This is a genomic window from Arthrobacter oryzae (assembly GCF_031454875.1).
GTDB classification, from domain to species: Bacteria; Actinomycetota; Actinomycetes; order Actinomycetales; family Micrococcaceae; genus Arthrobacter; species Arthrobacter oryzae_D.
In genome coordinates, this window is the sequence record NZ_JAVDRQ010000004.1 from 369,823 (window position 1) to 382,463 (window position 12,641).

The following is a 12,641-nucleotide window of genomic DNA, read 5'->3' on the forward strand; positions in this document are numbered from 1 at the left end:
CGGCCCCGGAAATGAACGCGATCCTCGAAGGGTTCCGTGGCTTTGCCCGCTACTTCGGCAGCGTGATGGGCGCGGACGCTTATGCGAAGTACTTGGAGCATCACGCCGCCTCAGGGCACAAGGACCCGCCCATGAGTGAGCGCGCATTTTGGCGGGACCACACGGACCGCCAGGACAGCAACCCCCAAGGCCGCTGTTGCTGAGCGGCCGCTGCCGCTGAAGACAACGTCGCCATACGAAGGCGCCGCCGGATCCTTAGGGTCCGACGGCGCCTTCGGCCTTTCCGGTGTTCCACACGTTCCGTCCGGTTCAATCGGGTTCATTGACTGGCGTCCGGGCTCGCGGCTCGTGAGAGTATGAAGCCATGAGCGACCCGAACGACACTCAGCCCGCGGTTGACGCCCCTGTAGAGGGCACCACTGTCGACGACGCGGTTCCTTCCGGCCCGGCGGCGTCGAACCCTGAAGCGGCGACGCGGCCCAAGGGGGCCAGCGTCCAGGACCTGGTGGACGAGCCCGCCAAAGTGATGCGGATCGGCACCATGATCAAGCAGTTGCTGGATGAAGTGAAGGCGGCACCGCTGGACGACGCCGCGCGCGGGCGCCTGGCGGCAATCCACGAACGCTCCATCAGGGAACTCGAAGACGGGCTGGCCCCGGAACTCATTGAGGAGCTGGAACGGATCAGCCTGCCGTTCCCGGAGAAGGCCACGCCGTCCGACGCGGAACTCCGGATTGCCCAGGCCCAGCTGGTCGGCTGGCTCGAGGGGCTGTTCCACGGGATCCAGGCCGCCATCGCCGCTCAGCACGCCGCCCGCGAACACGCCATGGCGCAGCGTCAGCTGCGCCAGTTGCCCCCGGCACCGTGATCGCACCCGGCGTCGTCATCGGCGCGGACGGAACACCCGAACGTGCCCGGGCCGCGAGCCCCGGCGCCGAGAAGGCCGGCACGCCCGAAGATCCGGACCATGGTCCCGGCCAGTACCTTTAGGGTTCCCGTGGCTTTCTTCGCAGCCGCCCGTCAGGGGCGGAAGGACGACGCCGAGCTGGGCAAGGGGCTCTGGCGCCGCGCCCACGACCGTTTCCACCGCGGCCTCGACCGGTTCCACCAGGTCCTGGAGGGCGTGGAGGATGACCAGTTGTATGCCGAGCTAGTCGAAATCGCCAACGACCTCGCTGACCTTTCCGTCCGGGTCCGGCAGGTTTGCGTCGAGGCGCAACGCCGCTCACCCAGCGACGGACTGGACATACCGGGAACACTGGCCGGGGTGCACCGGTCGCTGTCCAAGGCCGGCAACTCCCTCGCCACCACGGCGGAGGCGGCAGCGATGCTGCGCCTCGCCGTCGGGCCCATACCGGTAGGGGCTGCCTCGGTGCGCCGCCGTGCGGAATCGGTCTTTGAACAGATCGCCGACGCCGAACGCCGCCTTTCGGAGCAGCCGCAGGATTCATAGCGGGCTGCTGCCTGACAGGGCTGACGGCGCCGCTATTCCCGGTTACGCGCGTAGCTTAGCCTGCCGGTTTCACTGGGCGGACGCCGCCGCCCCTTGGCACGATGAACAAATGACTCTTTCTCCCGAACTGACTTTCAACGACGGCAACACCATTCCCCAGCTTGGCTACGGGGTGTGGCAGGTTGAGGACGACGTTGCGGAAAAGGTAGTGGTCCAGGCCTTCGAGGCCGGATTCCGCCACATCGACACCGCCAGGATCTACGGCAACGAGGAAGGCGTGGGCCGGGCCATTGAACGCGCGGGGCTGCCGCGCGAAGACATCTTCATCACCACCAAGCTGTGGAACGCGGACCAAGGGTATGAGACCACCCTGGCCGCCTTCGAGGCATCCATGGAGCGCCTGGGCCTGGAGACGCTGGACCTGTACCTGATCCACTGGCAGCAGCCGAAGCAGGACAAGTATGTGGATACCTGGAAAGCGCTGATCGAGCTGCAGAAGCGCGGCCGGGTCAAGTCCATCGGTGTCTCAAACTTCACCACCGAGGGCCTGCAGCGGATCATCGACGAGACGGGCGTTGTCCCGGTCATCAACCAGATGGAGCTGCACCCGTTCTTCAACCAGGCGAAACTGCGCGAATTCAACGCGTCCAAGGGCATCCTCACGCAGGCATGGTCACCGCTGGGCCAGGGCGGCGAGCTCCTGGAGCACCCGGTCATTGCCGAAATTGCGGCCAAGCACAATGCCACGCCGGCACAGGTGGTCATAGCCTGGCACCTGGCAATCGGCAACGTGGTGATTCCGAAGTCCGTCACGGAGTCCCGGATCCGCGAAAACCATGCGGCCCTCGACGTCACGCTTGACGGCGCCGACCTCGAGGCCATCAACGGGCTGGACCGGACGGCAGAGGGTGCCGGCCGCATCGGGCCGGACCCGGCCGTCTCCGACTTCGCCTAGGGGCCATCCGCCTCTAAGGTCATCCGCCTCCAGGGGGCGTGAGGCCCCGCACTGATGCAGTGCGGGGCCTCCGCCTTACCTCAAGCTGCCAGGCGGTCCTGCTGAGCGGGCACGGCGTCGACGACGGCCCAGCCCTGCTCGTCGGAAACATTCCGGCTGGCGAAACGCTCAGCCTCGGCCAGGTTGTCGAACACCTCTGACCGGACCAGCCCGCAGTCGGCATCGAAGTAGGTGACGTGGAATTCCCGGTGCCCGGTGGCGTCTGCGCCGTGGTGAGCCCGGGTGGTGGCGCTGTTGCTGCTGACGTTCGTATCCATGAATCCAGTGTGCAACCGGCCTCTGACAGTAAAGGCCAGTCAGTCCGGCGTGTTGCGAAGCCGGAGCACCCTTTCCCGGGCGAGCATCGCCGCCCGTTGGCCTTTTTCCGCGGCACGCGAGGCGAGTTGCCTCTGGGCGGCGGCAGCATCCCGCTGCTTCCTGGCCTGCTCGAACTCGGCGTCGACAGCTTTGAGCCGCTCGCGGAGGCGGCGTGCCTCGTCCCCGAGCCGTGCCAAGTCCGCCTCTACTTCTTCAAATTCCGCCGTACGGAGGCTGGCTTCCTCCGCTGCCGCGCGTGCGGCCTCTTCCGCTTCTGCCAGCCGGGCCTCGGCCCGCTCCACAGCCGACGGCGTTGGGGCCGGCCGTTCCGTTCGGACAGCCTTCAGGCGCGGTTTGTCAGCGGAAGCTGAGGCGGGCGCGCCGGTCGCCCCGGTCGCCCCGGACGAGGCGGGCGGCCCGGTCGCCCCGGTCGACGGTATGCCGACCTTCGTGGCTCGGCCCTTGGGCTTCGCGGGCGCCGGTGGGGCCTCTGCTGATTCCGATGCCGTTCCTGTCTCCGGCGCCGGAACAGCCGGGAGGGTCAGTACGGAAGGGACTGCCACAGCGTCGCGGAGATCCACCCTGTCCACGCCGTCCGCCGAAAGCACCCTGAGTAGCCGGCCGCTCCGCACGGCGGCGGCCGCACCCTCGTCAACGGTTGCGGCGCGCAACGTTTGTTCCACTTCGGTGGCCACCGCGCCGCTCAGTTTGCGGCCGTGCTCTTCCGTCACCGTACGTGCGGTGTCCATGACCCTGTTCAGCAACTGCCGCCGCTCCTGGGCGAGCGAGCGGAGGGCGCCGGCGTCGAGCTCCTCCTGCGCGCTGCGCATGAGCGTTCCGAGTTCTGCAAGCTCCCTGAGCGGGCCAGGGCGGTGTACCGCCAGCATGTTGACGGCCCACGCCGCCACGGAGGGCTTGGGCAGGGCCCGCACGTCGTCGGCCGGGCCGCGACCGGTCTCCGCCGCGGCAGCCTTGGCGGCTGCTGTCCGCGCGGTCACGAACTCCTCCAGCGGGAGCCTGTAGAGCGCGTCGGCGATATCCGCCAGTTGTTGCTCGTCCATGCGAGCATCATATGGTCCGGGGCCGCTTCCGCGCCCTGAAGTGAGCCCCGCTGACTGTGGCGGTCCCCTGCAGCAACCAGTGGATAAGATCGCAGAGTGACGAACTCACCGAGTGATGAACGCTACGTCGTCCGCCCGTGGTGGAGGGGCCGGGCGCTGCATTGGGCCTTGCTGGTCGGCGCGTCCATCGTCCTGACGGGCATTTCGCTGGAGCGGACAATGCTGTTCGTCTACGAGCCTGTGCCGGAGTTTGTGGAGCGGTTGCGCATCGGCCGGCTGTTCATGCTCGCCGGGTCGGCTGCCTCTATCGCAGCGGCCGTCTGGTCACAGATCCGGCAGTATCCGCTCTGGGTTACGATCTGCGTTGCCGCGCCGGTTGCGTTGGTGGGGATGGCCACGATGGTCACAACGCCACCGTCCCTGATGCCGCAGGTCTTCGGGTTGGTCGCCTTGCCGGCGGCTTTCGCAGGGCTCATCGGCGGGGTCACCTTCAAGCGCGCGTGACCGGCAACCCAATCGCACCCGAGACGAGCGAGCGCGTCGGGGGGAGGGTAGTCGGAGCCGGGTTGCAACCGGTCACGGGCACCCGCATCAAGCCAGTAAAAAACCCCGCATCATCGCCGAACCAGCGACAACACGGGGTTCTTCCCGAGCTTCCTATCAGAATCGAACTGATGACCTTTTCATTACGAGTGAAACGCTCTACCGACTGAGCTAAGGAAGCACCGCATGACATGACCCGGAAGAACCGGGCGGATCATGCAAGAGACAACTGTAATAGAGTCCCCTGCCCGGGTCAAAATGAGCGATTCATTCATTCGCAAGATTGCCGGCCCGGCAGGGCAGGCGGTGTCCCGGAAGTGCCGGGGCGGACGTTGTCTGGATGTTCACCCTGCGGTCGAAGCGGGTTCAGCCGGGGGTTTCGGCGGGCTCCCACTGTGGAAGGATCAACCGCGGCCGCGTCTACGGCTGCCAGTCAGCGAAGGGGCTTGGCCATGACTCCGGACACAGCAGACGTATCCGTAACAGCAACCGCAGCAACACTGCACGGGACGCTGCCGGGCGGCGCCGCCCATGACGTCCGGCTCGCCGTGCTGGCGATGGTGGGAACAACCGTGTTCGACGGCGGCCTCATGGAGGGTGCCATGAGCCGCACCCTGGCGGACCAGGGCGTAGGGGAGGGCTCTGCGGAGTTCGAGCGCATGCTCCGGTACGCCAGAGACACGTCCGGGATGTCGAAGCTCGCCGTCTTCAGCCACCTGTTTGAGGACCGGGCGCGTGCCGCAGCAGCGAACGCGTTCTTCGAGCGCAGCTGCGATGAGCTGATAGCCGACGGCGTCATCCGGGCCGTTCCCGGCGCCGAGGACGCGATTGGCTGGCTCCGTGAAGCCGGCATCATGGTCTGCCTTGCCACGGGCTTCGGACGCCACACGCAGAACATGGTCCTGGAAAGCCTTGGCTGGATGGGGCTGGCGGACCTCAGCCTCTGTCCCGCCGATGCGGGCCGGGGCCGGCCCTATCCGGACATGATCCTGACGGCCGTCCTCGCCCTGGACCTGGACGACGTCCGTGAGGTCGCCGTGGTGGGGGACAGCTGCGCAGACATCCAATCGGGACTGCGGGCCGGAGCCACCACTGTCGCCGGCGTCCTCACCGGCGCCCACGGGGAGCCAGCGCTCCGCGCGGCCGGCGCCACCGCCGTCGTGCATTCCATCCGCGACCTGCCGGTGCTGCTTGAGCCGCGGTCCGCCTAGGCTGCTACGTCCTCACTGACGCGCTACGTCAGCCCGCCGCTAGCATTCCGTGTTGTCCGCAGGTGGCTCCCCTGTCAGGAGGTAACCGTCCACGGCCTCCGTGACGCAGCTGTTGGAACGGCCGTAGGCGGTGTGGCCTTCGCCAGTCCACGTCACCAGGGAGGCGTTGCCGAGCTGCTTGCGCAGGGCGCCGGCCCACTCCACGGGGGTCGCGGGGTCACCGGTGGTTCCGACCACCACGATGGGCGCCGAGCCGGAGTACTCCACGGGTGCGGGTGTGCGGATGCTCTTGTAGGGCCAGTCCTGGCAGTTGGTGCCGCCGTAGGCGAAGAAGTAGCCCAGGGTGGGGGATTCCTGCCGCAGCTTCTGCTCTTCGGCACGCATGGCGGCGGGGTCCGTGACCATGGGGTAATCCAGGCAGTTGATGGCGTTGAAGGCGAAGGCGCTGTTGGACGTGTACTTGCCGCTCGGATCCCGGTCGGCGCCGAAATCGGCCAGCCGCAGCATCGGTGAGGGGTCGCCCTTGAGGGCAGCGTCCAGTGCCTGGGTCAGCAGCGGCCAGTTGTCGTCGTTGTACAGGGGCAGGATGAGGCCGCTGACGAATGCCGACCCGGTCACCAGCCTGCCGTCCTGTGCGCGCTGCGGATTGGCATCCACGGCAGCCACTACGTCACGGATCTGCTGGACCCCGCTGTCCACTGTTCCGCTCAGCGGGCAGCCGCCGTCCCCGAGGCATTTCTCCACGTAGGCGCGGACGGCTTTCTCAAACGCGCGCGCCTGGCCGCTGGTGAGTTCCTCGTTGCTGAGGGAAGGGTCCAGCGCACCGTCCAGCACCATGCGGCCTACATTGTCCGGGAAGAGCGAGGCGTACGTGGATCCCAGGAACGTGCCGTAGGAATAGCCCAGATAGTTCAGTTTGGCGTCGTTGACCACGGCGCGCAGGATATCCAGGTCCTTGGCTGCGCTGACGGTGTCCACATGTGCAAGCAGCGGCCCCGTCTTTTCGGCGCACTTTGCCGCCGTTGCCTTGTTGTCCGCAATGGCGGCCGCTAGGCCGGCGTCGGTGCTGAAGTCGTAGTTCTTGGCGCGGGACTGGTCCCGTTCCTGGTCGGTGAGGCACGTTACGGGGGACGACCTCTTCACTCCCCGGGGGTCGAACCCGACGAGGTCGTAGCTGGAACGGACTTCACTGGAAATATTCGTGGCGCCGGCGTCCTTGACGAAGTCGTAGCCCGAGCCGCCCGGACCGCCGGGGTTGACCAGCAGGCTGCCGGTCTTGTTTCCCGTTGCCGGCATCCTGAGCGCCGCGATCTCGATGCTGTCACCGTCAGGCTTGCTGTAGTCCACCGGCACCTTGATTTTGGCGCACTGGAGTTTGTCCTCGCAGGCGGTCCAGGCGACCTCCTGCGAGTAGAAGCTCCGGAGTTCCTCGGGAGCCGCCTCGGCGATTGAAGGATCAGCCTTACCGGTGCTTGCGCCGTTGGAACCGCCGTTGGACGTGCCGAACAGCGTGCAGCCTGTGAGCGCGAGCAGCACGGCGAGGGAGCCGGCAGCTGCCTTGACCGCGGCCGCTCCGGACCGTGACCGTAGGGGCAGACGTCGGGCAGGCTTCATGCAGGGCTCCTTGGGGGACTTGGCGTGGGCTCGGGCGGGAAACGCGCGGCGGGACGGGCTGGACGGGACGGCATTAGATCAGGCTCGCGGCCATGGATTCGATGGCAAGCAGCGGTGCAACGTTGGTGGTGGTGATTCTCTGGCGGGCTTTGTTGATCGCGTCCATCCTGGCGAGCGTTGCCTCTGCACCGGAACGGGCGGCAAACTCCGTCAGTTCGCTCCTGAGTTCAACGTTCACCAGTTCCACAGCGTTCCCCATCTGGATGATCAGCACGTCCCGGTAGAACGAGAGCAGGTCCGTGAGCGTCCGGTCAAGGGAGTCGGTGATGGAGCGTTTGGCGCGCCGCTTCTGGTCATCCTCGAGCTGTTTGACCTGGCTTCGCATGGCGGGCGGCAGTGTGCCGCTTTCGGGGGCGCCGAGTGTAGCCAGGAGCGCAGCCTTCTCCTCGGCATCGCGGACTTCATTGGAGCTGTTGGCTTCCTCCGTGGCGATCTTCACAAGTTTTTCGGCCATCAGGACAGCCGCGGTGATGCCCCGCAATCCCAGCGGGAACCGTACCGTTTCCAGACGGCGTTCGCGGGCATCGGCATCCCGGGCGAGCCGGCGTGCAATGCCCACGTGGCTTTGCGCTGCGCGGGCGGCACGTTCGGCGAGGGCAGGGTCCACGCCGTCGCGCCGCACCAGCAGGGCCGCAACATCAGCGGCGGGAGGGAGCCGCAGCGCCACGGCGCGGCAACGGGAGCGGATAGTGACCAGGACGTCCGCCGGGGAAGGGGCGCAGAGCATCCACACGGTGCGGGGAGTGGGTTCTTCGATGGCTTTGAGCAGTACGTTCGTGGTCCGTTCGGCCATACGGTCGGCATCTTCCACCACAATGATCCGCCACCGTCCGGACGAGGGCCGGTTTCCCGCAGTGGACACCAGGTCCCGTGCCTCGTCAATGGTGATGGTGACCTTTTCGGTGCGGACGAAGGCAACGTCCGAATGCGTTTCTCCCAGGATGGTCAGGCAGGCCGCACATTCACCGCAACCGCGCCTGGTGACGTCCTCCTGGTCGCAGTTGAGCGCAGCGGCAAACGCCTTCGCCGCGTTGGACCGGCCGGACCCCGGCGGCCCGGTGAACAGCCAGGCATGAGTCAGGCCGTCGCCCTGGGCGGCCTGGCGGAGCTGGGCGACGACGGCGGGCTGGCCTTGCAGGTCATCCCAGACGGTCATGGGGCCACACCTTGTTTGGGAACCTGCGGGGAAACTTGCCGGGACAGCATCAGCTCATCCACGTGCGCCAGGATGAGCTCGGCCAGCTCGGCGACGGGCAGGTGTGCGGCCAACACCAGGTAGCGGTCCGGCCGGCCGGCTGCGAGGTCCAGGAAGGCGGCACGGATCCTGGCATGGAATTCGTCAGCTTCGGATTCCATCCGGTCTTCCGCGGCGTCGCCTGCGGTGCGGCGGAGCCGGCCTACAGCGGGGTCGACGTCAAGCAGTACGGTGAGGTCCGGCTGGAGTCCTGAGGTGGCCCATTCATTCAGGTCACGCACGGCACGGGTTCCGAGCTCCCGCCCGGCGCCCTGGTAGGCCACCGAGGAATCGATGTAGCGGTCCGTCAGCACAACGTCGCCGCGTTCCAGGGCAGGCAGGATGACCTGGTCCGCATGGGCCGCGCGCGACGCGGCAAAGATCAGGGCTTCGGTGCGGGCATCGATGTGGCCGTGGCCGTGATCCAGGACAAGGGAGCGAAGTTTTTCGCCGATCGGGGTGCCGCCCGGCTCCCGGGTCCGCAGCACGTTGATGCCGCGCGATTCAAGGGCCCCGGCCAGTGCTGCGGCCTGCGTGGACTTGCCTGCGCCGTCGCCGCCTTCGAAGGCGATGAACAGTCCGGGGTTCTGGTTAGTCACAAGACCAGCCTACCGACAATCACTGACAGCTTAGGTGCCCGGCCGTAACGGCTTTCCTGCGCTGCAGGCCTCCAACGTACTCTTTGACCATGAGTCTTTCCGAACAGCAAGCCGCCGCGCTGTCTGCTGAAACGGTGGTTGTGGCCGCCGGCCGCCCGCCCCGCGAACGCGATGAGCCAGTCAACCAGCCCATCGTCCTGTCGTCCACGTACTTCGGGACAGGGGCCCTCGCCGACGGCGACCGAGGCTATGGCCGCTACTCCAATCCCACCTGGGATCCGTTCGAAGAAGCCCTGGGCCAGCTGGAAGGCGCGTCCCTCCCCGGCCTGCTGTATGCCTCCGGGCTGGCTGCCGTGAGTTCGGCGCTGTCCCTCATCCCCGCCGGGGGAGTCCTGGTGATGCCGTCGCACAGCTACGCCGGTTCCCTGGTGATGGCCACCGAACTCGCGGAGAAGGGGCTGTTTGAGCTCCGCACCGTGGATATTGCGGACACCGACGCCGTTAAGGCACTGCTGGCACCAGCGGACGGCAAACCCGCCAGCATGCTGTGGCTGGAAAGCCCCACCAACCCGATGCTTGGCATCGCCGACATTCGCGCCCTGACCGATGCCGCCCACGAGGCAGGTGCCATCGTCGTTACCGACAACACCTTCTCCACCCCGCTGGTCCAGCAGCCGCTGAGCCTGGGGTCCGACGTCGTCCTGCATTCGGTCACCAAATACCTCGCCGGGCATTCCGACGTCGTGCTGGGCGCCCTGGTGACGTCCGATGCCGCCCTCCGCGCCACGCTGCTGCACCACCGCATCATCCATGGGGGCATCGCGGGCCCCTTCGAAGCCTGGCTGGCCCTGCGCGGACTGCGGACGCTCGCCCTGCGCATCGAACGTTCCCAGGCGTCGGCGGCCGTCCTCGCCGAGCGGCTCAGTGGGCACGCCCGCGTCGCGAGCATCCGGTACCCGGGGCTGCCGACGGATCCCGGCCACGAACGCGCCAAGTCGCAGATGAAGAGCTTCGGTTCCGTGCTGTGCGTACAGATCTCCCCGGCCGGCGGGCTCAGCGGCGCTGATGCGGCGGACAAACTGGTCCGCGCACTGCAGCTGTGGCTGCCCGCCACCTCGCTGGGCGGCGTTGAGTCCCTGATCGAACGACGACGCCGGCACGCGGCAGAGCCGCTCAGTGTGCCGGACAACCTGGTCCGCCTGAGCGTGGGGATCGAAAATGTCGAGGACCTTTGGGCCGATTTGGAGCAGGCACTGGACGCTCTGGACCGTTAGGCTGGGGACGTGGACGGAAAACAGATGATTGGCTATGTCGAGACCGCGGTCTATTTCGTACTGGCGCTCGTGGCGTTCTGTCTTGAAGCATGGGCGTTCTTTGACTGCCTCCGCCACAAGGCGAACGCCTTCGAAGCCGTTTCCAAGCGGACCAAGACATTCTGGCTGGCCCTGACCGGCGGCGCGTTGGCCATCGGTGCCCTGTCCCTGTATGCCGGCGGTGGTGGCGGGTTCGGCACGCTCGGCCTGTTTGGCCTCGCAGCGGTCACCGCAGCCTCCGTCTACCTCGCGGACGTCCGCCCGGCAGTGAAGGATGCCGGCCGCGGCGGCAGCCGCAACATGGGTCCGTACGGCCCCTGGTAATCCCCACCGGCCCCCTCAGCTCGCAAGCTCGCTCAGGGAACCCGGCCGGCGTGCGCCCAGGCGGCCCCCTCAGCTCGCAAGCTCGCTCAGGGAACCCGGCCGGCGTGGGCCCAGGCAGCCTCCCGCAGGAAGCCAAGCTGCGCAGCTTTCACTAGGGTGAGGGCGCCACGGCGTCCCAGCCCACCGTCAACTCACCCAGCCGCCAGCGGGAGGGCCCGTCCTGAACGGGCCACCCGCCGTCGAGCATCGACCGGCACATGGCCGTCCACCGTTGCCGGTTCCCAAAAGCGGCCAGCGGGGCAGCGTCCAGCCAGGCCTTGTCCAATGCCTGCAGGAAGCCGTGGATCTTTTCGCCGGAAACGTTTCGGTGGATGAGGGCCTTCGGCAGCCTCTCGGCAATTTCCGAGGGCAGCGCAAAGCCGCCGAAGCGCATGGAGATGGTGAGGCTGAGCGGTCCGGCGCCGTCGAGGGCCACCCATGTCACGCGCCGGCCGATTTCGTCGCAGGTTCCGTCGATGAAAAGCCCGTCCTGGCCGAGCCGGCCCTGGACGAGGCTCCAGATGGCGGCAACATCGGCTTCCTCATACTGCCGCAGGACATTGAACGCCCGCACAATCACCGGTTGGCCCGGCACGGGAAGCTCGAAGCCGCCCACGTGGAAGCTCAGCCCAGGCCGTTCCAATGCCTTGGCTGCCCGGACCCGTGCGGGTTCGATTTCTATTCCGGCCACTCGGACATCCGAGCGCACTGCTGACAGACGGTCGAACAGTTCGACGGCAGTCGCGGGGGAGGCGCCGTAACCGAGGTCAACGACCAGCGGGTCGGTTGCCCGGCGCAGCCGCCAGGCCTGCGGTCCCGTGAGCCACCGGTCCAGCCGCCGCATCCGGTTGGGGTTGGTGGTGCCGCGCGTGATGTTGCCGATCGGTTTGCCGCTTTTGCCGGCCTTGGCTGTTCCGCCGGCTCCGCCCCTGGACTGGCTCCCGGCCCGGGCGGGGGCTACGCGTTCAGCTTTCTGCACCACCGGACAAGCTTAACGGTCGGTTGCAGAACGGTCGCTTGCCAAAGCGGCCCTTATGGCGCCGGATGTAACGCTCGGCACCGCTACCGCCTGCTCGGCTAGGATGAAAACCATGACTTACAAGCTGATTCTGCTGCGCCACGGCCACAGCGAATGGAACGCCAAGAACCTGTTCACCGGATGGGTGGATGTTGACCTCAACGACCAGGGCCGCGAGGAAGCAGCACGCGGCGGAGAGCTTCTGGTTGAGAACGATGTTCTCCCGGATGTCCTCTACACCTCGCTCCTGAAGCGGGCCATCAACACGGCCAACATCTCCCTGGACAAGGCCGACCGTGGCTGGATCCCCGTCAAGCGTGACTGGCGCCTGAACGAACGCCACTACGGCGCCCTGCAGGGTAAGGACAAAGCACAGACGCTGGCCGAATACGGCGAAGAGCAGTTCATGGAATGGCGCCGGTCCTACGACACCCCGCCGCCGCCCCTGGACGACAACAGCGAATTCTCCCAGGCACACGATCCCCGTTACGCGGACCTGGGCGACGCCCTCCCGCGCACCGAGTGCCTGAAGGACGTCCTTGTCCGCCTGATGCCTTACTGGGAATCGGACATCAAGGAAGACCTCAAGGCAGGCAAGACCGTTCTTGTCACCGCTCACGGCAACTCGCTGCGCGCCCTCGTCAAGCACCTTGACGGCATCAGCGACGAAGCCATCGCCGGCCTGAACATCCCCACCGGCATTCCGCTGGTGTACGACCTCGACGAGGACTTCCAGCCCGTCAAGCCCGGCGGCACGTACCTCGACCCCGAGGCGGCAAAGGAAGCCATCCTCGCGGTGGCCAACCAGGGCAAAAAGTAAGCGTACGACGGCGGGCCGGTCACCTGAGGTGACCGGCCCG

14 protein-coding genes, 1 tRNA gene and 1 pseudogene are annotated in these 12,641 nt (G+C 67.1%); 9 read left to right on the forward strand and 7 right to left on the reverse strand.

Features of this window, described 5'->3' with window-relative positions:
* Positions 1-11 precede the first annotated feature (11 nt).
* The 4 genes and pseudogenes from J2805_RS09875 to J2805_RS09890 all read left to right on the forward strand — a co-directional run bounded on the left by J2805_RS09875 (position 12) and on the right by J2805_RS09890 (position 2,408).
* A complete protein-coding gene (locus tag J2805_RS09875) occupies positions 12-203 on the forward strand; it encodes a YbdD/YjiX family protein (protein WP_309975624.1) in 192 nt (63 codons plus the stop codon).
* Between the two features lie 161 nt (positions 204-364).
* Positions 365-990: pseudogene (locus J2805_RS09880) on the forward strand (bacterial proteasome activator family protein).
* A gap of 7 nt (positions 991-997) precedes the next feature.
* Positions 998-1,453 (forward strand): hypothetical protein, encoded by a 456-nt coding sequence (locus J2805_RS09885; RefSeq protein ID WP_309975626.1) that lies wholly within the window; start codon positions 998-1,000, stop codon positions 1,451-1,453.
* Positions 1,454-1,562: 109 nt separating this feature from the next.
* Entirely contained in the window at positions 1,563-2,408 is an 846-nt protein-coding gene (locus tag J2805_RS09890) for an aldo/keto reductase (RefSeq protein ID WP_309975628.1), read from the forward strand.
* An 80-nt stretch (positions 2,409-2,488) separates the two neighbouring features.
* Here the strand turns inward: J2805_RS09890 and J2805_RS09895 are convergent, their stop codons facing one another.
* Both J2805_RS09895 and J2805_RS09900 read right to left on the reverse strand, forming a co-directional pair.
* Positions 2,489-2,725 carry a hypothetical protein gene (locus J2805_RS09895; protein ID WP_309975720.1) on the reverse strand — a complete coding sequence of 79 codons (237 nt, stop codon included), beginning with the start codon at positions 2,723-2,725 and terminating at the stop codon, positions 2,489-2,491.
* 39 nt (positions 2,726-2,764) lie between these two features.
* Positions 2,765-3,826 carry a hypothetical protein gene (locus J2805_RS09900; RefSeq protein WP_309975630.1) on the reverse strand — a complete coding sequence of 354 codons (1,062 nt, stop codon included), beginning with the start codon at positions 3,824-3,826 and terminating at the stop codon, positions 2,765-2,767.
* Between the two features lie 96 nt (positions 3,827-3,922).
* Here J2805_RS09900 and J2805_RS09905 point away from each other — a divergent pair, with 96 nt between their 5' ends.
* Positions 3,923-4,330: a hypothetical protein gene (locus tag J2805_RS09905; protein WP_309975632.1), complete on the forward strand. Its 408-nt coding sequence runs from the start codon at positions 3,923-3,925 to the stop codon at positions 4,328-4,330.
* Between the two features lie 147 nt (positions 4,331-4,477).
* On the opposite strand, the gene J2805_RS09910 is transcribed toward J2805_RS09905, so the two are convergent.
* Positions 4,478-4,550, reverse strand: a tRNA-Thr gene (locus J2805_RS09910).
* Positions 4,551-4,821: 271 nt separating this feature from the next.
* Here J2805_RS09910 and J2805_RS09915 point away from each other — a divergent pair.
* Entirely contained in the window at positions 4,822-5,580 is a 759-nt protein-coding gene (locus J2805_RS09915) for an HAD family hydrolase (RefSeq protein ID WP_309975633.1), read from the forward strand.
* Positions 5,581-5,619: 39 nt separating this feature from the next.
* Here J2805_RS09915 and J2805_RS09920 read toward each other — a convergent pair whose 3' ends face one another.
* The 3 genes from J2805_RS09920 to tmk all read right to left on the reverse strand — a co-directional run bounded on the left by J2805_RS09920 (position 5,620) and on the right by tmk (position 9,087).
* A complete protein-coding gene (locus tag J2805_RS09920) occupies positions 5,620-7,194 on the reverse strand; it encodes an alpha/beta hydrolase (RefSeq protein WP_309975635.1) in 1,575 nt (524 codons plus the stop codon).
* A 73-nt stretch (positions 7,195-7,267) separates the two neighbouring features.
* Positions 7,268-8,410, reverse strand: a complete 1,143-nt coding sequence (locus J2805_RS09925) for a DNA polymerase III subunit delta' (RefSeq protein WP_309975637.1) — start codon at positions 8,408-8,410, stop codon at positions 7,268-7,270.
* Complete coding sequence (tmk, locus tag J2805_RS09930) at positions 8,407-9,087, reverse strand: dTMP kinase (protein WP_309975639.1); 681 nt, start codon at positions 9,085-9,087, stop codon at positions 8,407-8,409. Before tmk ends, J2805_RS09925 begins: the two co-directional genes overlap by 4 nt.
* Before the next feature lie 89 nt (positions 9,088-9,176).
* Here tmk and J2805_RS09935 point away from each other — a divergent pair, with 89 nt between their 5' ends.
* Positions 9,177-10,361: a trans-sulfuration enzyme family protein gene (locus J2805_RS09935; protein ID WP_309975641.1), complete on the forward strand. Its 1,185-nt coding sequence runs from the start codon at positions 9,177-9,179 to the stop codon at positions 10,359-10,361.
* A gap of 9 nt (positions 10,362-10,370) precedes the next feature.
* Positions 10,371-10,724: a DUF2516 family protein gene (locus J2805_RS09940; protein WP_309975644.1), complete on the forward strand. Its 354-nt coding sequence runs from the start codon at positions 10,371-10,373 to the stop codon at positions 10,722-10,724.
* Positions 10,725-10,875: 151 nt separating this feature from the next.
* Here the strand turns inward: J2805_RS09940 and J2805_RS09945 are convergent, their stop codons facing one another.
* A complete protein-coding gene (locus J2805_RS09945; RefSeq protein WP_396134283.1) occupies positions 10,876-11,745 on the reverse strand; it encodes a class I SAM-dependent methyltransferase in 870 nt (289 codons plus the stop codon).
* A 109-nt stretch (positions 11,746-11,854) separates the two neighbouring features.
* On the opposite strand from J2805_RS09945, the gene J2805_RS09950 reads away from it, so the two are divergent.
* A complete protein-coding gene (locus J2805_RS09950) occupies positions 11,855-12,601 on the forward strand; it encodes a phosphoglyceromutase (protein ID WP_309975647.1) in 747 nt (248 codons plus the stop codon).
* Positions 12,602-12,641: the final 40 nt, after the last annotated feature.